At 65.2% G+C, this 18273-nt stretch carries 15 protein-coding genes and 1 pseudogene; 4 read left to right on the forward strand and 12 right to left on the reverse strand.

Annotation, left to right across the window (positions count from 1 at the left end; translation table 11 throughout):
* Window positions 1-18: 18 nt before the first annotated feature.
* The gene (locus tag L981_RS21830; protein ID WP_043620964.1) at window positions 19-1569 is read right to left on the reverse strand and encodes a trimethylamine methyltransferase family protein; all 1551 of its coding nucleotides are present in this window, start codon (window positions 1567-1569) and stop codon (window positions 19-21) included.
* Between the two features lie 92 nt (window positions 1570-1661).
* Here L981_RS21830 and L981_RS21835 point away from each other — a divergent pair, with 92 nt between their 5' ends.
* Window positions 1662-2600: a LysR substrate-binding domain-containing protein gene (locus L981_RS21835; RefSeq protein WP_043620966.1), complete on the forward strand. Its 939-nt coding sequence runs from the start codon at window positions 1662-1664 to the stop codon at window positions 2598-2600.
* A 6-nt stretch (window positions 2601-2606) separates the two neighbouring features.
* Here the strand turns inward: L981_RS21835 and L981_RS21840 are convergent, their stop codons facing one another.
* Window positions 2607-3953, reverse strand: a complete 1347-nt coding sequence (locus tag L981_RS21840) for a bifunctional diguanylate cyclase/phosphodiesterase (RefSeq protein WP_043621020.1) — start codon at window positions 3951-3953, stop codon at window positions 2607-2609.
* Window positions 3954-4216: 263 nt separating this feature from the next.
* Window positions 4217-5935, reverse strand: a complete 1719-nt coding sequence (locus L981_RS21845) for a response regulator (protein WP_043620968.1) — start codon at window positions 5933-5935, stop codon at window positions 4217-4219.
* Between the two features lie 385 nt (window positions 5936-6320).
* Here L981_RS21845 and mutL point away from each other — a divergent pair, with 385 nt between their 5' ends.
* Both mutL and L981_RS21855 read left to right on the forward strand, forming a co-directional pair.
* The gene (mutL, locus tag L981_RS21850; RefSeq protein WP_043620971.1) at window positions 6321-8138 is read left to right on the forward strand and encodes a DNA mismatch repair endonuclease MutL; all 1818 of its coding nucleotides are present in this window, start codon (window positions 6321-6323) and stop codon (window positions 8136-8138) included.
* A 90-nt stretch (window positions 8139-8228) separates the two neighbouring features.
* Window positions 8229-8462 carry a DUF2093 domain-containing protein gene (locus tag L981_RS21855; protein WP_043620973.1) on the forward strand — a complete coding sequence of 78 codons (234 nt, stop codon included), beginning with the start codon at window positions 8229-8231 and terminating at the stop codon, window positions 8460-8462.
* A gap of 41 nt (window positions 8463-8503) precedes the next feature.
* Here L981_RS21855 and lpxK read toward each other — a convergent pair whose 3' ends face one another.
* The 6 genes from lpxK to L981_RS21885 all read right to left on the reverse strand — a co-directional run bounded on the left by lpxK (window position 8504) and on the right by L981_RS21885 (window position 14436).
* Window positions 8504-9544 (reverse strand): tetraacyldisaccharide 4'-kinase, encoded by a 1041-nt coding sequence (gene lpxK, locus L981_RS21860; RefSeq protein ID WP_043620975.1) that lies wholly within the window; start codon window positions 9542-9544, stop codon window positions 8504-8506.
* Between the two features lie 214 nt (window positions 9545-9758).
* Entirely contained in the window at window positions 9759-10463 is a 705-nt protein-coding gene (locus L981_RS21865) for an HAD family hydrolase (protein WP_043620978.1), read from the reverse strand.
* Between the two features lie 24 nt (window positions 10464-10487).
* The gene (gene waaA / locus L981_RS21870; RefSeq protein ID WP_043620982.1) at window positions 10488-11801 is read right to left on the reverse strand and encodes a lipid IV(A) 3-deoxy-D-manno-octulosonic acid transferase; all 1314 of its coding nucleotides are present in this window, start codon (window positions 11799-11801) and stop codon (window positions 10488-10490) included.
* A 91-nt stretch (window positions 11802-11892) separates the two neighbouring features.
* Window positions 11893-12129 carry a DUF4170 domain-containing protein gene (locus L981_RS21875; RefSeq protein ID WP_043620984.1) on the reverse strand — a complete coding sequence of 79 codons (237 nt, stop codon included), beginning with the start codon at window positions 12127-12129 and terminating at the stop codon, window positions 11893-11895.
* 60 nt (window positions 12130-12189) lie between these two features.
* A complete protein-coding gene (locus L981_RS21880; RefSeq protein ID WP_043620987.1) occupies window positions 12190-13005 on the reverse strand; it encodes a 3'(2'),5'-bisphosphate nucleotidase CysQ in 816 nt (271 codons plus the stop codon).
* Between the two features lie 84 nt (window positions 13006-13089).
* A complete protein-coding gene (locus L981_RS21885) occupies window positions 13090-14436 on the reverse strand; it encodes a TldD/PmbA family protein (protein WP_043620992.1) in 1347 nt (448 codons plus the stop codon).
* A gap of 148 nt (window positions 14437-14584) precedes the next feature.
* Between L981_RS21885 and L981_RS21890 the strand changes: the two genes are divergently transcribed.
* Entirely contained in the window at window positions 14585-16420 is a 1836-nt protein-coding gene (locus tag L981_RS21890; protein ID WP_043620997.1) for a monovalent cation:proton antiporter-2 (CPA2) family protein, read from the forward strand.
* Window positions 16421-16469: 49 nt separating this feature from the next.
* On the opposite strand, the gene L981_RS21895 is transcribed toward L981_RS21890, so the two are convergent.
* The 3 genes and pseudogenes from L981_RS21895 to L981_RS21905 form a co-directional block, all read right to left on the reverse strand.
* Window positions 16470-17351 carry a patatin-like phospholipase family protein gene (locus L981_RS21895; protein WP_043621021.1) on the reverse strand — a complete coding sequence of 294 codons (882 nt, stop codon included), beginning with the start codon at window positions 17349-17351 and terminating at the stop codon, window positions 16470-16472.
* Between the two features lie 80 nt (window positions 17352-17431).
* A complete protein-coding gene (rsmD, locus tag L981_RS21900) occupies window positions 17432-17992 on the reverse strand; it encodes a 16S rRNA (guanine(966)-N(2))-methyltransferase RsmD (protein WP_043620999.1) in 561 nt (186 codons plus the stop codon).
* Window positions 17993-17998: 6 nt separating this feature from the next.
* Window positions 17999-18273: pseudogene (locus L981_RS21905) on the reverse strand (pseudouridine synthase); the annotation flags it as partial.

Consider the following 18273-nt stretch of genomic DNA (forward strand, 5'->3'; position numbering starts at 1 on the left):
CCGAGCATGCCGGCTTCGTCAGTACCAAGCATCCGCCATGCTGTCCTTGCGACGCGTGACATAATCGATCAGCGCCTCGTCGAGCGCCACATCCAGCGGCGGCGCTTCATATTCGGCAAGCGTCTTCTTCCAGGCGCGGTTGGCGCGTGTCGCCATGTCGGTCTCGCCCTCCTCAAGCCATTTCTCGAAGGGTTCGTTATCCGAAAGGGCCGAGTCCCAGAAGGCGGTCTGGTAATTGCGCATCGTGTGGTCGCAGCCCAGGAAATGGCTGCCGGGACCGACCTGCAGGAAGGCGTCCATGGCGAGCGTGTTGTCGTCGACGACGACGCCGGCGAGATAGGAATGCAGCGCGCCGCAGAAGTCTGTGTCCATGACGAACTTCTCGTAGGACATGGCGAGCAGCCCATCGACGAAGCCGGCGGAATGCAGGATGAAATTCGCGCCGCAATGCACCGCCGAGAGCATCGACATCGCGCCTTCCTGCATCGCCTGTGCATCCGGCAGCTTCGAATTGGAGAAATTGCCGGCACAGCGCAGCGGCAGGCCGAGCCGGCGCGCAAGCTGGCCGACCACCATGCTGCCGATCGCCGGCTCCGGCGTGCCGAAGGTGGGCGAGCCCGAGCGCAGCGACATGGACGACAGGAAGTTGCCGAAGATGACCGGGGCGCCCTTGCGTTCGAGCTGGGTCAGCGCACAGCCGGCGAGTGTTTCGGCATAGGACTGGGCAATGGCGCCGGCATTGGTGACCGGCCCCATGGCGCCCCCGAGGATGAAGGGCACGATGACTGCGGCCTGGTTCGCCCGCGCATAGGCGCGCAGAGACTTCGTCATCGTGCCGTCCCAGACCAGCGGCGAGTTGACGTTGACATTGCCGAGGATGACGCAGTTCCGGTCGACGAAATCGCGGCCAAAAAGAATGCGCGCCATCTCGATCGAATCTTCGGCACGGTCTTCCGCCGTGATCGAACCCATGAAGGCGCGGTCGGAATATTTGATGTGGCTGTAGACCATGTCGAGGTGGCGCTTGTTGACCGGCACGTCGACCGGCTCGCAGATCGTGCCGCCCGAATGGTGCAGCCAGGGGCTCGACTGCGCCAGCTTGATCAGGTTGCGGAAGTCCTCGATCGTGCCGTAGCGCCGCCCCTTGTCGAGATCCATGACGAAGGGCGAACCATAGGCAGGCGAAAAGACGACGCTGTTGCCGCCGATCTCGACATTGCGGGCCGGATTGCGGGCATGCTGGGTAAACTGGCGCGGCGCCGAGGCGACGATTTCCTTGAGCATGCCCGGCTCGAAGGTCACCCGGACGCCATCGACCTTCGCACCGGCCCGCTTCCAGTGGTCGAGCGCTTCGGGGTCGTCGCGGAACTCGATGCCCACCTCGGCGAGAATACGATCGGCGACCGCCTCGATCCGAAGCAGGCTTTCCTCGCCGAGAATATCGTAGGTGGGAATGTTGCGGAGAATGTAGGGAACGCCAAGGCTGCGCCCCGCGCCCTCGCGCCGGTTCGGCCGTGTGCCGCGCGTCCGTCTCGGTGCCGCCGCGTCCGTTGCCAATGCTGTCTCCATGCCCGCATCCTCCCATCATCTCAGGTGATGCTATGGGCGAAAAATTCCACTGTAACGCTGGAAAAATTCGATCCATGCTATAAGCATGGTTTATGGAAAACCTGCGCCGCCTGCTTCCGTCCGCCGCAAGCCTCATCGTGTTCGAGGCGGCCGGCCGCCACCAGAACTTCACCCGTGCCGCCAACGAGCTCGGCATGACCCAGGCTGCGGTCTCCTACGCCGTGCGCGGACTTGAGGAACAGCTGGGCGTGCCGCTGTTTCACCGCGTGCACCGCGCCGTGGAACTGACCGAGGCGGGGGAAAAATTTCATGCCGACGTGTCGGTCGGCCTGTCGCGCATCCAGAAGTCGGCCGAAGACATTCGCGCCAAGGGCCGCGAGACCAACGTGACGCTGGCGGCGTCGACCGCCTTTGCCTCGATGTGGATGCTGCCCCGCCTCAACCGCATGCGCGAGGACCTGCCGGAAATCGATCTCCGGATCCAGACCAGCGTGCGCGACCTCGACCTGGAGGAGGAGCCGATCCCGCTCGGCATTCGCGGCGGCGACCCCAGCCATTGGCCGCGTTACCATGCCGCCCTGCTCGCCGACGAGGTGGTCAACGCGGTCGCGACCCCCGCCTACATCGAGCGGCATGGCCTGCCGAAGACGGCCGCCGACCTGCTCAACCACAATCTCATCCACCTGGAAGAGCCGGTGCGCCGCGCCTGCGATTGGACTGAGTGGTTTGCGAGCGCCGGCCATGCCTATCCCAAGCAGGCGCGGCGCCTTTCGATCAACGACTATGTCCTGGTGATCCAGGCAGTATTGTCCGGCGAAGGCGTGGCGCTCGGCTGGGAACACCTGATCTATCCGCAGATCCGCTCGGGCGCGCTGGTCCCGGTCGCCGGGCACGTGCTGAAGACGGGCCTTGCCTTCTACGTCGTCTGGCCGCGATCGCGCGAACTGAATGCGCAGGCCAAAAGGGTGCGTGACTGGCTGCTGGATGAAGGACGGCGCGACCGCGCTGAGATGTCCGGGACCGAGGACTAACCCGGATCAGGCCTGGACGGGAAGATCGCGGTAGCGATCGGCAAGATAGCGCATCGTCGCCACCGCATCGGCGGGTTTTCCGTAAAAATAGCCCTGCCCCAGGCCGCAGCCGAGTGCCTTCAGTTTCAGGGCCTCGGAAAAATCCTCGATACCTTCGGCGACGACCTCGAGCTCGAGACCCTCGCACATCGACACGATCGCCTTGATGATGTGCTCCGAGGCGCGATCGGCCGAGATGCGCGAGACGAAGGCCCGGTCGATCTTGACCTTGTCGAAGGAGAAGTCGCGGAGCCGGCCGAGGCTCGACTGGCCGGTGCCGAAATCGTCGAGCGAGACGCGGACGCCGGCGGCGCGCAGTTCCGCAACGATCTTCTGGGCGATATCCGCATCGGCCATGACGGCCGTCTCGGTAATTTCCAGCTCCAGGCGCCGTGGGTCGAGGCCGATCTGGCTGATGATCGACAGCAGGCGTCGGCTGGTGGTCGGGTCCGTCAGCTGCGCCGAGGAGAGATTGAAGGAAAGGAAGAGTTCCTTCGGCCAGGAAAGGGCGGCATGGGCCGCCTTGCGCAGCAGCACCTCGGCGAGCGAATCGATGAAGCCGCGCTCCTCGGCGAGCGGCACGAACACCGCCGGAGAGACATAACCGAGATCGGCATCGCACCAGCGCGCCAGGGCCTCGAAGCCGACAACCGCGTCGTTGCGCAGATCGACGATCGGCTGGAAGTGCACGTCGACCTCGTTGGCGATGATGGCATTGCGCAGCGCCTGTTCGAGCTGCGTCGCGCGCTTCATCTCCTGGGCGATCTCCTGCGAATAGACGGTGATCTGCCCGCGGCCGCGGCGCTTCGAGCGATAAAGCGCAGTGTCGGCGCTTTTCAGGAGATCCTCGAACACCTCGCCCGCAAAGGGATAGACGGCGAAGCCGAAGGAGGCGGACAGACGAACATGGCGGTCGCCGAGATCGAAGGGGGCAGACAGCACTTCCTTCAGCATCTGCCCGATCTTCTCGGCGCCCTTGCGCTCGAAGATCAGCGGCAACACGAATGCGAATTCGTCGCTGTCGAAACGGGTGATGGTGGCGCCTTCAGGCGCGCAGGCCTTCAGCCGATAGGCCACCTGGCAGAGGATCTCGTCGCCTGCCTCGGGTCCGAACAGGTCATTGATCGGCTTGAAACCGTCGATATTGGCAAGGCCGATGGTGAACGGCGCCGGGTCGCTGGCCCGCTCCTCAGCGAGGTCAAGCACGCTCTGGCGCAGGCAACGGGCGTTGCCGAGACCGGTCAGCGGATCGACGTCGCCCCAGGCAGCAGACGCCTCGCGGCCAACGCGGTGGTAGGGCGTTTCAGCTGTCATCATCGCCGTCCCCCATTCATCTGGCAGGGGCGATGCCCAATAGACCGCACCGCCAGCCCGCGCCACGACGCAGACCGGCTGTGTCCTTCCGACACGACCGGGGCTTGGGCAACGAGGTGGATGCGAGGCATACGGATGGGGCTCTACACTTTAGCGGCAATTCGGTGCAGACGATCGCAATCGGCGGTTAACAATCCGATATCGCGCCGCTCCAAGATTTGCCATTGGCCTCCCCAATTCTAGCGAGTTGACACGCCTTTTACTCAACCAGCCGTTCGTACTGCCTTCACCGGCATGAATTTTCTCAGCACAGCCTCGATCATGTCGGGGCTCACCGGCTTCATGATGTGGTCGTCCATGCCGGATGCCTTGCATTGCTGCAGGTCGATATCCAGGGCCTGGGCGGTAACGCCGATGATCGGCGTTTTCTGTGTGCGTCCCTTCTCCGCCGACCGGATCGCGACGGTGGCGTCGAAGCCGTTCATGACCGGCATCGACACATCCATCAGCACAAGGGCCGGTTGCAGTTCGTGCCAGAGTTCGACGGCCTCGCGACCGTTGGCGGCGATCCGATGAGAAACGCCGAGCCCTTCGAGGATCTGGGTGAAGACGAACTGGTTGATCTGGTTGTCCTCGGCAACGAGCACATCGACCTGCGGCGCCGGCGGCGGCGGCGCGATCTCCTCGGCCTCGAACGATAGCGACCATTCCTGTTGCGGCGCGGCGCCAGCCCGCTCTGAGCAGACGCGGAAGACTTCCGCAAGCACCGCCGCCCCGTCCTGATCCTCAGACACCGGGAGGATCGGGCTGTCGCGCCAGCCTGCGGCGACCTTCTGCCGCTCCGGGAAAGCCGCGTCGAGCAAGAGGATGTCGAGTTTCAGCCCCGCCTCGTCGACGGCCGCGCAGAAGGCGCGCAATTCGTCGGCATCGCGAACGGCGCAGGCGTCGAGCCCGGAGCCGCGCAGCCGGGCGACAAGCCGCTCTTCCAGCGATCGGTCGTCGGTCGCCAGAAGCACCCGCAGCCCCCGCGCCGGCAAGGTCTCGATCATCGACCCCGCCTCGACGAGCTGCTGGACATTCAGCGCCCGGAAAGGATCGTAGAAATTCTGTGCCGCGGCAAAAATGCTGTAGTCGCGGATTTGCAGCGTGACCTCGGCCGGAGGTTCCTCGCCGCCCTGATACCAGACGGCAATATCGGTCACGTCGTTCATGCAGGTGACGACGAAATGGCGGCCAGGCATGCCGACGCGGTACTTGCGGGTCAGCACCCAGAGATCGCTGCCATCGGCACGCACGATGTGCTCGGCCTGCGAAAACGGCTTGCCGGTTTCAAGCACCATGCGATCGGACTGTTCGAAGCGCTCCGCCAGGTCGCTCTCGACCAGGTCCCAGGCCGACCGGCCGAGAATGGCGTCCTGCGCCAGGTCATGGATCAGGCAGAAGGCCTTGTTGACCGCGATGTAATTGAGATTGCGGTCCTTGACGCAGATGGGATTGGGCTGGGCGTCGAGGATCTGCTCGGTCAGTTCCACCCGCTCCAGGTCGGTCTGCAGCTGTTCGTCGCGCTTCTTCTGGTCGGAGACGTCGCTGATCGACAGGATGCCCATGCCGCTCGACAGGCGGCGCTTGCGCATGGAAACCCAGCGGGTGCGGCCGGCGCGCTCGACGCTCTCGTAGCGCTCGCGCCAATGCAGCGCCATGTGCTCGGCAATCCATTCCTCGCGGTTGGTGCGCCGGCGGCTGTTTTCCGGAACGGTGCCCGGACGGACGCCGGTGTCATAGACGGCGCCGAGGAATTCGCGGAGCCGCGTGCCCGGCATCAGGGCTTCCGCCGGCACCGGGAAAAATTGCAGCATCGTGCGGCTGGCAAAGAGAATGGTATCGTCCCGGCTGCAGACAAGCACAGCGATGCCGAGTGCGTCGCAACTCGACTCAAGAATGACCCTGTTGATGTCCGCGCCGTTGGGCGCCCCATCGCTCATCGCACTGTCCTCACTCGCCTACCGCATGTGTCCCTGGATCACCCTTGGATCAAGGCAGAACAGGCGGCCATTCAAAGTGCCACAACGGCCTGCCGCGTCTTTACAAGGACGCGCGGCGCTGCAACGGCGGTTTCATTTCGGGACATGCTGGGGTGGCCTTGGCAGGCGTCTCTTCGAGCGGCGGGAGTGCGGCGTCCAGCTACGCCGCAAGGCTCAAAAGACAAAACCCGTGATCATTCAGGTTGTTGTGGAAAATCGCAGCAGAGTGTTAAGGGCCGATTAAACCCTCGCTCATTTTTCAAGGGTAACCGAACCAGACGCTCGTGACCGGGGACGAGATATCGTTCCCCCTTCCGTTTCCATGGCGAATCCCGGAAAATGGGGCATGGCCATCAAGCAGCTTTCAGAAACCCTCATCAACCAGATCGCCGCCGGCGAGGTGATCGAACGTCCCGCCAGCGCCGCCAAGGAGCTGATCGAGAATGCGCTCGACGCCGGCGCGACCCGCATCGAGATCGCAACCGCCGGCGGTGGCAAGACGCTGCTGCGCGTCACCGACAACGGCTCGGGCATGACGCCTGGCGACCTTGAATTGGCAGTCCGCAGGCATTGTACGTCGAAGCTCGACGACAGCCTGTTCGACATCCGCACCCTCGGCTTCCGCGGCGAGGCTCTGCCGTCGATCGGTTCGGTCGCCCGGCTGTCGATCACGACACGCAAGGCCGGCGCGAGCGAAGGAGCGATCATCGCCATTGCCGGAGGGAAGACCGATCCGGTGCGCCCATCGCCCGCCAATACCGGCACGGTGGTCGAGGTACGCGACCTGTTCTTCGCCACCCCGGCCCGGCTGAAGTTCATGAAGACCGAGAAGGCAGAAGCGGCCGCCATTTCGGAAGTGGTGCGCCGCATGGCGATCGCGTTTCCGGCGGTTCGTTTCGTGCTTTCCGGCAGCGACCGCTCGACGCTCGAATTCCCGGCAACCGGCGACGACCGGCTGGCGCGCATGGCGCAGGTGCTCGGCAAGGATTTCCGCGACAACGCGATCGAGATCGATGCAGCGCGGGAAGACGTGGAACTGACCGGCTTTGCCGGCGTGCCGACCTACAATCGCGGCAACTCGCTGCAGCAATATGTCTTCGTCAACGGCCGCCCGGTGCAGGACAAGTTGCTGCTGTCGGCGATCCGTGCCGCCTATTCCGAGACGATCCCGAGCGGCCGCTATCCGGTCGCCGTTTTGTCGATCACGCTCGACCCGGCGCTCGTCGACGTCAACGTGCATCCGGCAAAGTCCGACGTGCGCTTCCGCGACCCCGGCCTTATCCGCGGACTGATCATCGGCGCGATCCGCCAGGCGCTGACACGCGACGGCGACCGCGCCGCGACGACGGGCGCCCGCGGCATGATGCAGGCGTTCCGCTCCGGTGATTACCGCCCGCAGCCCTGGAGCGCCGAGACCTCCCCTTCCCGGCCGACACAATTTGACTCCATGCTGCGCCATCTCGGCGAGCAGCCGCAGGCGAGCTTTGCGGCGTTTTCCGCCCCATCGGCGCGTGTTGCCACCCCGTTCGAGCGGGACATGCCCGTGCCGGCGCCGGAGGTCCAGCAACCGCCGCAGCCGCAGTCCTTCCCGCTCGGCGCCGTGCGCGCCCAGTTGCACGAAAACTACATCGTCGCCCAGACCAATGACGGCCTCGTCATCGTCGACCAGCATGCCGCCCACGAGCGGCTGGTGTTCGAAGCCATGCGTACGGCACTGCATTCGCGGCCGGTCGCCGCCCAGGCGCTGCTGATCCCGGAGATCGTCGATCTGCCCGAAGACGACTGCGACCGCTTGATGACCCATGCGGAGGAGTTCTCCCGCCTGGGCCTTGCGATCGAGCGCTTCGGCCCGGGCGCGATCGCGGTGCGCGAAACGCCGGCCATGCTCGGCGAAATGGATGCCGTCGGTCTCGTGCGCCAACTCGCCGACGAGCTTGCCGAATGGGATACGGCAAGCGGGCTGACAAACCGGCTCGAATATCTCGCCGCGACCATGGCCTGCCACGGATCGGTGCGCTCGGGCCGGCGCATGCGCACCGAGGAGATGAACGCGCTCTTGAGGCAAATGGAGGCGACGCCCGGCTCCGGCCAGTGCAACCACGGCCGCCCCACCTATATCGAACTCAAGCTCTCGGATATCGAACGGCTGTTCGGCCGGAGCTGATCTTCCCGTCCGGCGAAATGCGACTGGCATTTTTCCGGGCGGCGAGCTAGACCAGAGAACCCACAACGAAGACGGAAACAGGCGCCGAGCATGATGAACCGGTTTGAAGGAAGCGCTTCGCGCGAAGCGAAGATCCGTTATCTCGACGGCGACTTTCAGATCGTGCTTGCGGGCTCGCACGTGATCTGCGCGATGACCGGCAAGATCATCCCCGTCGATGAGCTGCGTTACTGGAGCGTCGCCCGGCAGGAGCCCTATGTCGACGCGGAAGCCTCGCTCGAAGCGGAAAAGCGCGCAGGCGCGCTGCCCAACCAACGCCGCTAACCAAGCTCGAGCGCCGGCACACCAAAGCCCGAAAGGCGCCGTTACTTAGCCGCGCCTTCGCGCAGCTTGCGGGCACGCGCCGCGGCAAGCGCCGTCTCGATGATCTTTTTTGGAGCCATCGGATCGTCGAAGCGTACGTCGATCTCGATCACCCTGCTCGCTGCGGCAAGCTCCGCGGCGCGGCCGTGGCCGGGCTCCAGGCGCACCAGGTCCTTGGCGGTGGTGACGAGCTGGCATCCGAGCGCTGCAGCGCGGTCGAGCAGATCGGCGATCTCGTCCTCGGAAAAATGGTGATGGTCGGGAAAACTGCGGGTTTCCTCGATGACGGCGCCCGTCTCCCGGACGGTGCGATAGAACTTCTCCGGATCGGCAATGCCCGCCCAGGCAAGCACCTTGACGCCGTCAAGCGATCCGTCGTCGTGCCTTATGACCTCGGCTTCATAGATCTGCTTGCCGGCGCGGGCGGCGCGACGGATCAGGGCGTCGGCTTCGGTGCCGTCGCCGATCTTGAGCAGGGCCGTGGCGTGGCGGAGCTGGTTCGACAGCGGCGCGCGCACCGGACCGGCCGGGACCAGATAGCCGTTGCCGATGCCGCGGCGGGAATCGATCACCAAAAGCGCGAAGTCGAAGGCCAGCCGCGCGCTCTGGAAGCCGTCGTCCATGATGATGATGTCGACACCTTCCTTCACCAGCCGACGAGCCCCATCGACGCGACGGCGGCAGACGACGGTCAAGGCTTCCTTCGCCAGAAGCAACGGTTCGTCGCCGACATCGCGGGCGCGGTGATGTTCCAGATCGACGACGGTCGTCACGTCGAGCGAGCCGCCATAACCGCGGCTCAAGAACCCGGGCTTCAGCCCCTTCTCGCGGATGACGCGGGCAAGCGCGATGGAGGTCGGCGTCTTGCCGGCGCCGCCGACGGTGAAGTTGCCGATGCAGATGACCGGGACCGGCACCGAGGCGCGCTGCGCGCGATCCATGCGCATGCCGGCGATCCGTCCGTAAACCCATGAGAACGGCCACAACGCGCGCGCACGCCAATCCGCCTTGGTCCACCAGAATGGCGGCGCTTCCGATACCATCTTCGTTCCGTGGCCTCCCGGCCGCTCAGGTCCTTCCTTGTCCGGGAGGGACGGTTTGTTCGCCGGTCGAAACCGGCGGATTGCGACAAAAAACGTCAGAACGGGAAAAAACGCAAGCTATGGAGACCGATGCAACCACGGCAGGGGCGCTGAACCGGACCGATCGCGGTGCGCAACCGAAGGCAATCGCGGCAGGCCGCTGCCACAACCCGATCTAGAGGACAGCTTCGAGTTCGGTGATGTCGGCGAGGCAATGATCCGACGCCGCCGCAAGCGACTGTCGTGAGCCGGTGCCCGTGAGGACCGCCACCGTCATGCCGACGCCGGCGCTGCGGCCCATGTGCATGTCGTGATTGTTGTCGCCGACAACGACGACCTGCTGCGGCTCAAGGCCGGTCGCCGCACAAAAGCCAAGCACCATGCCCGGCTCGGGCTTGACGCCGTAGCCGCTGTCATAGCCCGCCACATAGTGCAGGTAGTTCTCGAAGCCGAAGCGCTTTGCGGTTTCGCGGATCGAGCGCTCGTTGTCGCTGGAGGCGACACCAAGGCGGTAGCCCTTGGCATGCAGCCCGGCGAAGAAAGCACCGAGATCGGTCACCGGCACGGCATATTCCGCCGAGCGCGCAAACAGGCCGTCAAGCAGGGTCGTCAGTTCGGCAATCGTGAAGGGCGCGCCTGCGCCGACGAAGCCGGTCGCGATCTCGACCGTGTTGCCGGCGGCCAGCAGGCTGTCGGGCAGCACGTGGCCGGTGTCAGCATCCATGCCGCCGGCTGCAAGCAGCGTGCGGGCCAGGGCCTCGTCACCCTTTGCCGCGATCCGCGCCAGTTCGTAGTTCACCGGCACCCAGCTCTTTGCGTAGTCGAGCAGGGTTCCATCCTTGTCGAAAAGGATGCCGGCGATGGCTTTGGCTGCGGTCATGACGAGGCTTCGTCTCCTGCTGGATCAGTTGTCGGTCGGCGGGTTGAGGCGCGCCTTGACGACGAGCGGATTGATATAGGGCTCGAGCCCCTTCATCGTCGCCGACAGGGCACCGCGCATCTCTTGCACGGTTTCAAGGCCGGCATCGATCATCGAGCGACGCATGTCGTCGTTGGCGAGCAGATAGTTGACGCCCTTGGCCAGCATCTCGACATCGCGCACGATCTTGGCGCTGCCGTTCTTGGCCAGCGTCTGGTAGGTCTCGCGAAAGTTCTGGACGTTGCCGCCCGAAAGGATCGCGCAGCCGAGCATCGCCGGCTCCAGCGGGTTCTGGCCGCCTTCGGCAAACAGCGAACGGCCAACGAAGGCAACCTCGGTCAGGCGAAGATAGAGACCCATTTCGCCGATCGTATCGCCAAGGAAGATATCGACGTCGGGGGTGAGCGGATCGCGGCGCGTGCGCCGGGCGACCTTCAGCCCCTTGGCCGTCAGCGCCGCCTCGATGGCGTCGCTGCGATCGGGATGGCGCGGAACGATGATCGTCAGAAGGCCGGTTCGCTCCTTGAGCGCGCGGTGCACGACGCCGGCGGCGGCCTCTTCGCCGTCGAAGGTCGAGATCGCCGCCCAGGTCTTGCGGGCGCCGATCTGCTGGCGGTATTCCTTCAGCGCCTGCGGATCGTGTGGCGGTGCGTCGGTGTCGACCTTTAGATTGCCCGACACCATCACCGGCAGCGCGCCGAGCGTGCGGAAGCGCTCCGCGTCGACGTCGGACTGGGCAATGACGAGCGCAAGGTTCTCAAACAGCGCGTCGGCGAGCGCCGGCCGGCGCTTCCAGCGCGCAAAGGTCCGGTCGGACATGCGCCCGTTCACCAGAACCTGCGGGATATGGCGACGGCCGAGTTCCAGGATGGTCATCGGCCAGATTTCGGATTCGGCGATGATCGCCAGATCCGGCTCCCAATAGTTCAGGAACCGGCTGACGGCCGGCTTGAAATCGAGCGGGACATACTGGTGGATGACCGTCGACCCCAGGCGTTCGGCCACGACCCGCGCCGAGGTCATCGTCCCGGTCGTCAAGACGACGTGGATGCCGCGCCGCCTGATTTCCTTGATCATCGGGATGACGGCGTTGGTCTCGCCGACGCTTGCCGCGTGGAACCACACCAGAGGACCCTGCGGCCGCGGCTCGCTGGCATGGCCGTAGCGCTCGCGGCGACGCGCCGGATCCTCCTTGCCCTTCGCGGCGCGAACGGCAAGGTAGGACCAGACGAGGGGATAGATGGCCGAGCCGATCCAGCGGTAGCTGGAGAGCGCCAGGCGCGCGCGAAAGCTGCTCATGACAGGTCACCTTCCCCGGCCGTTCCGGCCCGGAGAGACTTAAGGGCGACTGGCATGCGGGTAAACACCGCGCATCCCGACCTCATCGGCATCAGCCGTTTTCCGGGTCGAGCAGACGGTGCATGTGGACGATGAAGTAACGCATGTGCGCGTTGTCGACGGTCATCTGCGCCTTGGATTTCCAGGCAGTCAGGGCGCTGTCGTAGTCCGGGTAGATGCCGACGATATCGAGCTTGTCCAGGTCGCGGAAATGCACGTCAGTCAGCGTGGTGAGTTCGCCGCCGAAGACGAGGTGCAGACGTTGTTTTTTCTCGGTGTCGTGAGCCATTGGACTTCCATTTATTCTTGTTGGGTATGGGCGTTGATTTGAGGCATTCAGCCTCAAAGGTCAATGGGGCTCCATGGACCGCGATGCGGCGATCAGGTCCGGCAAGAGCGGCTTTGCCGCCGCGCAGAGAACCCCGTGAACGACAGTGGATCGATTGTAGAAAAGCGCCCGCCCGTCGAGATCGACCAGCGCGCCGTTGGCGCTCGCTAGAATGAGGTCGGCCGCAGCCAGGTCCCAGTCGTGGGCGTTCTTCTTCACCAGCGTACCGTCGATCCGCCCGTCGGCAACCATGGCCAGCCGATAGGCAAGAGACGGCACATGCGGGATACGGGTAACGGCGCTGCGATAGGGCGCCGGAAGCTTGTCGATCGTGTCTTCGGCGGCCGCCAGATGCAGCGTTTCCCCGGGCTTTGCTTCGCGCACCGAGATTTGCGCACCGTTCTTCAGCGCGCGGCCGCCTGCGACCGCCTCGAAGAGTTCATCGAGCGCCGGAGCATAGAGCACGCCGGCAACGGGCTGGCCACGATGCACGACGGCGACGCTGACACACCAGAGCTCCTTGCCGGCGATGAAGGCGCGCGTGCCATCGATCGGATCGACGACGAAGACGGTTTCGCGCGACAGCCGGCTCAGATCGTCGTCCGTCTCTTCCGAGAGCCAGCCGTAATCGGGCCGGGCCGCAAGCAGGCGCGTCTTCAACACATCGTTTGCGGCGAGATCCGCCTCGCTGACCGGCGAGCGGCCCTCGTTCTTCCAGCGGACGTCGGGCGCCTTGCGGAAGTAGCCGAGCGCGGTTTCGCCGGCGACGACCGCAGCGGCGCGGATCACGTCGAGATCCGGCTTCCAGTCCGCGCCCGATGGTGCAGTGTCAGACATTCAAAACCCCGTCAGCCCGCCTCTCCCTTGTCCGGAAGGCGGGATCGGCGCGGGCTCCCCGCGCCTGCTTTTCCTGCGGCCTTGTCAGAGGCCGGCGAGCGTCATGCCCTCGATGGCGAGCGTTGGTGCCGCGACGCCGAACTTGCGGTCGATGTCGTCTGCCGGCGTCAGCGCCATGAACATGTCCTTGAGATTGGACGCAATCGTGACTTCCGAGACGGCAAAGGTCAGCTCGCCGTTCTCGATCCAGAAGCCGGAGGCGCCGCGGCTGTATTCGCCGGTCACCATGTTGACGCCCTGGCCGATCAGCTCGGTGACGTAGAAGCCGGTACCGACGCTGCGGATGAGATCGTCCCGTGAGATCGATCCCGGCTCGAGCGCCAGATTGGTCGAGGACGGATTGACGGTCGGACCGCCGCGCACGCCGCGGCCGTTGGTTTGAAGCCCCAGCTCGAGCGCTGCCGAGGTGGACAGGAACCAGTGGTTCAGCACGCCATCCTCGACCATCGCCAGCTTTTCGCCGCTGACCCCTTCGCCGTCGAACGGCCGCGACGAGGAGCCGCGTACGATCAACGGGTCGTCCGTCACCGAAAGACCCGATTTCAGGATCTGCTTGCCCATCATGTCGCGCAGGAAACTCGTCTTGCGGGCAACAGCCGCGCCATTGATGGCGCCGGCCAAATGGCCGACGAAGCCACGGGCCATGCGCGGATCGAAGACGACGGTGACATTCTTGGCGGTCGGCACCTGGCGCGGGTTGATGCGGGCGACCGCACGCTCACCGGCAAGGCGGCCGATCTCGTCGGCGTCGCGCAGGTCGGCGAAGAACAGGCGGCTGTCATAGTCGTAGTCGCGCTCCATCTTGGTGCCCTCGCCGGCAATCGCGCTGACGGAGCGGCCGAAGCGGGTGGCCATGTAGGAGCCGGAAAAGCCATGCGAGGTGACGAGTACGAGCCCGCCCATGCCGGCCGAGGCGCCGCCACCGCTGGAATTGGTAACGCCGGAGACCGCAAGTGCGGCCTCTTCGGCCGCAAGCGCCGCTTCGGTCAGAGTTTCGGTGGAAACCGCCGTGGCGTCGAAGAGGTCGAGGTCCGGATAGGACTTCGCCAGCCGGTCGGCGTCCGCCAGCGAGGCAAAGGGATCTTCCGGCGAAGCCTTGGCCATGGCCACCGCGCGCTCGGCGAGCAGCTTCAGGTCAAAGCCCGGATTGGCCGAAACGCTGGCGACACGCCGTCCGACAAAGACGCGGAGCGAGAAGTCGTCGCTTTCGGAGGCTTCCGTCGCTTCGACCTTGCCGAGGCGGACGGAGACGGAGCGGGAGCGTCCGCGCACCACCACCGCGTCCGCCGCATCGGCGCCGGCCTTGCGGGCGAGGTCCACGAGTTCGGATGCGCGTTTTTCGAGGTCGGCAGAATCGATCGTGTCTGACATGGTGTGGCCTTTCATTCCTGCCCCATTTATTGTGCGGCGAAGCAGGCATCAAGGGCATCGGCCCGATTCCCGCTCAAACACCGCAAAATGAAGCGCTCTCGAAAGCTCCGCTTGGGAGCCGGGTTCATCAACAGTGAAAGCCTGAGGCATGGCAACGACACCGATCATCTATTCCCAGGCCCTGATGCTGCTCGGTGGCGCAGTGATCGCCGCTCCCATCTTCAAGCGGCTCGGGCTCGGCACGATCCTCGGCTATCTCTCGGCCGGCATTCTGATCGGACCCGTCGCCCAGAGCATTACCGAAGGCGAGCAGATCCTGCACGTTTCGGAACTCGGCGTCGTCTTCCTGCTCTTCATCATCGGGCTCGAACTGAAGCCTTCGCGCCTCTGGCAAATGCGGCGGGATATCTTCGGCCTCGGCACGGCGCAGGTGCTGCTGACAGGCATCCTGCTTTCCTACGCCATCTATGCGCTCGGGCTCCTCGAGCATGGTGGCAGCATCATCGCCGGCTTCGGCCTGTCGCTGTCGTCGACGGCCTTTGCAATGCAGATCCTCGACGAGAACAACGACCGCAACACGCGCTACGGGCAGAGGGCTTTTTCGATCCTGCTGCTTCAGGATCTGGCCATCGTGCCGCTGCTGGCGCTCATCCCGCTGATGGCCTTGCAGGCGCCCGAGGACACCACGCCGCCGCTTGAAGACTTCGCGATCGCCACCACCGCGATCGTCGTGCTCTTTGCCGCCGGCCGTTATCTCGTCAACCCGCTGTTCCAGATCATCGCCCGCACCGGCGCGCGCGACGTCATGATCGCGGCTGCACTGCTCATCGTCATGGGGGCGGCGACCATGATGCAGCTTGCCGGTTTGTCCATGGCGATGGGGGCGTTTCTGGCTGGCGTGCTCCTGGCTGAATCTTCCTACCGCCACGAGCTGGAAGCGGATATCGAGCCGTTCCGCGGTATTTTGCAGGCGCTGTTTTTCATGGCCGTCGGCCTGTCGCTGGAGCTTGGCGTCATCGTCGAGCGCTACCAGTTGATCATCATTGCCGTGCCGTTGCTGATGGCGCTGAAAAGCCTCGTACTCTACTGGCTCTGCCGGTTGACCGGATCGCACCACAACGACGCGGTGCGCATCAGCCTGCTTCTGCCACAGGGCGGCGAATTCGGCTTCGTGCTGTTCACGGCAGCGGCAACCGCCGGCGTCTTTTCGGACGGCGACGCCTCGCTGCTGGTCGCCGTCGTCACGCTGTCGATGGCATTGACGCCGCTCGCCTCCATGCTCGCACCGAAACTGATGCGCGAACAGGACGAGATGGACGAGGAGATCGAAGAAGATTTCGACGGCGCCAATGCCGACGTGCTGATGATCGGCTTTTCCCGCTTCGGCCAGATCGCAGCGCAGATCCTGCTCGCGGGCGGCCGCGACGTCACCATCATCGACCATTCCGCCGCGCGCGTGCGCCAGGCGGCGACCTTCGGCTTCCGCATCTATTTCGGCGACGGCAACCGCCTCGACGTGCTGCGCGCCGCCGGCATCGAACGGGCGAAGATCGTCGCCGTGTGCACCCAGAAGAAAGAGACGACCGACCACATCATCGACCTCGTCCAGTCCGAATACCCGAATGCGCGCATCTACGCCCGCTCCTACGACCGCCTGCACACGCTGGAGCTGCGTGCCAAGGGCGTCGACTACGAACTGCGCGAGACCTTCGAATCCGGCCTGCTCTTCGGCCGCAAGACGCTGGAAGCACTGGGCGTCGGCGACGACGAGGCAATCGCGATCATGGACGATATCCGCAAGCGCGACGAGGCGCGGCTGGTGCTGCAGGAGGCCGAAGGCATCACTGCCGGCCGCGACATGCTGCATTCGCGGCCGGTCAGACCCGAGCCGCTGGTCAAGCCGAAGCGCGAGGTCGATCACTCCGCCGAGACGGGTGAGAAGATCCTGCCGGGCCTGCCCGCCGAAGAAAGGGAAAGCGCCTGAGGCCACCCGGCCTCGTGGCGCACCTCCCTGGTCGGGCTGCCGCTAGCGGTCAGGTGCGCTGCAGGGCGGTCATGCGCTCGTCAAGCGCACGCTTCAATTCGTCCTTGATGGCAGCTGTTCCTTTCAGCACCTCCTGGGCCCGCAGGAAATCCATCACCCGGTAACGCCCGACATCCGGACGCAGCAGGATGTCCGGTGCGCCCTCCTTCAGCTTCATGGCGATGATCGACTGCATCATCAGCTGGCTCGCCCCGAACAGGCTGTCGATGCGGCTCGGGATCGTCTTGCCGTCGCCATCCGGGCCGCCGACGACATCGACACCGATGACGATGTCGGCCAGGCCGCGCAGATGGTCGAAGGGAATGGGATTGTAGAGACCGCCGTCGATCATCACCCGGCCGTCGATCACCACCGGCGTGAAAATCGCCGGCAGCGCGGCGGAGGCAGCCAGCGCCTTCCACAGGTCACCTTTTTCGCAGACGTGCTCGGTCTGGGCGTAATAGTCGGTGACGATCACCTTCAACGGGATGTCGAGATCTGAAAATTTTGGCGGGATGGCCGCCGGCAGGAAGGCCTTGAGCACGCGCTCCCCGTTGAACTGGCCGAAGCGGAAACCGCTTGCCATGGCTTCAGAAAGGCTCGCTGGCCGCAATTGCCACAGGCGGTTCAGGACCTGGCGGCGATGGCCGACGGTCGAAAGCGTGTGTTCGCGGATCTCCTGGCCGGTCAGGCCTGCCGCCATGCCGGCGCCCATGATCGCGCCGATCGAGGAGCCGGCAATCGCCACCGGGCGGATGCCGAGTTCGTCCAAAGTCTCGATGACATGGATATGCGCGAGCCCGCGCGCGCCGCCGCCACCGAGTGCCAGGGCCACCGTCGGCTGGCTCTGCGTTCGCTCCGGTCGACCCGTCATCGAAAGATCCTGCTTCATCGGCATGCCTCCGCACGGCGGTTACGGAAAACGACTATCCTCACGCAGCCTACCTGCGCAAGCACACCAGAAATATGGCGTCAGGCGCCGCGGAAGCGATAGAAATGCATTCGGGTGTCGCCGAAGACTCTGACGTCGAGGCGCTCGAACACCGCCGTCGGTGCCGGCTGGACGTCCGCGCGCTCCTCGAGGATCACCAGCGCATCCGGCACGAGCCAGTTGCCGATGGCTGCCGATTCCAGCGCCTTCTCGCCCAGCCCCTTGGCATAGGGCGGGTCGGCGAATACCAGGTGAAACGGCTCCATCGTACCGACGCCGCCAAGGCTGGTGGCGTCGCGCCGGAAGACCTTGGCCCGCCCCTGCAGGCCGAGCGTCTCGATACTCGTCTGGATCAGTCCCCTGCCCTCGACGCCCTGCTCGACGAAGAGTGCCTGCCGGCACCCACGCGACAGAGCCTCGAAGCCGACGGCGCCGGTGCCTGCGAAAAGGTCGAGCACACGGGTGCCGTCGAGCGCGTCCGGATAGGAGTGGCTCAGAATGTTGAACAGGCTTTCGCGCGTCCGGTCCGTGGTCGGCCGGATATCGTTGGACTTGGGGGTCGCCAGGCTGCGACCCCGAAACTCTCCACCGACGATCCGCACGGCCGCTTAGTTTCCTCTGCCGCGCGGCTTGCCGCCGCCGGCCGGGCGTCCGCTGCCACCGGGACGACCAGCGCCGCCGGGACGTCCACCGCCGGGTTTGCCGCCACGCGGGCCACCGGAGCGTTCACCGAAGGATTTTCCACCCGAGGGCTTGCCGCCGAACGACTTGCCGCGGGGCTTGTCGCCGAACGGACGGTCGCCGCCTTCGCGACGCTGCGGACGATCACCGTCAGCGCGTGGCGCCCGCGGCTTGTCAAAGCGGCGATCACCGCCTTCGCTGC

Source organism: Ensifer sp. ZNC0028, assembly GCF_000799055.1.
In the GTDB taxonomy this organism is placed as follows: Bacteria; Pseudomonadota; Alphaproteobacteria; order Rhizobiales; family Rhizobiaceae; genus Ensifer.

Bases quoted from the DNA above. Each gene is read 5' to 3' on its own strand.
- L981_RS21885 (WP_043620992.1), bottom strand. From the start codon at position 14,436: ATGTCAGACACGATCGATTCTGCCGACCTCGAAAAACGCGCATCCGAA.
- L981_RS21830 (WP_043620964.1), bottom strand. From the start codon at position 1,569: ATGGAGACAGCATTGGCAACGGACGCGGCGGCACCGAGACGGACGCGC.
- lpxK (WP_043620975.1), bottom strand. From the start codon at position 9,544: ATGGTATCGGAAGCGCCGCCATTCTGGTGGACCAAGGCGGATTGGCGT.
- L981_RS21895 (WP_043621021.1), bottom strand. From the start codon at position 17,351: ATGAAGCAGGATCTTTCGATGACGGGTCGACCGGAGCGAACGCAGAGC.
- L981_RS21865 (WP_043620978.1), bottom strand. From the start codon at position 10,463: ATGACCGCAGCCAAAGCCATCGCCGGCATCCTTTTCGACAAGGATGGA.
- L981_RS21845 (WP_043620968.1), bottom strand. From the start codon at position 5,935: ATGAGCGATGGGGCGCCCAACGGCGCGGACATCAACAGGGTCATTCTT.
- L981_RS21875 (WP_043620984.1), bottom strand. From the start codon at position 12,129: ATGGCTCACGACACCGAGAAAAAACAACGTCTGCACCTCGTCTTCGGC.
- L981_RS21880 (WP_043620987.1), bottom strand. From the start codon at position 13,005: ATGTCTGACACTGCACCATCGGGCGCGGACTGGAAGCCGGATCTCGAC.
- L981_RS21835 (WP_043620966.1), top strand. From the start codon at position 1,662: ATGGAAAACCTGCGCCGCCTGCTTCCGTCCGCCGCAAGCCTCATCGTG.
- L981_RS21840 (WP_043621020.1), bottom strand. From the start codon at position 3,953: ATGACAGCTGAAACGCCCTACCACCGCGTTGGCCGCGAGGCGTCTGCT.
- L981_RS21890 (WP_043620997.1), top strand. From the start codon at position 14,585: ATGGCAACGACACCGATCATCTATTCCCAGGCCCTGATGCTGCTCGGT.
- mutL (WP_043620971.1), top strand. From the start codon at position 6,321: ATGGCCATCAAGCAGCTTTCAGAAACCCTCATCAACCAGATCGCCGCC.
- waaA (WP_043620982.1), bottom strand. From the start codon at position 11,801: ATGAGCAGCTTTCGCGCGCGCCTGGCGCTCTCCAGCTACCGCTGGATC.
- L981_RS21855 (WP_043620973.1), top strand. From the start codon at position 8,229: ATGATGAACCGGTTTGAAGGAAGCGCTTCGCGCGAAGCGAAGATCCGT.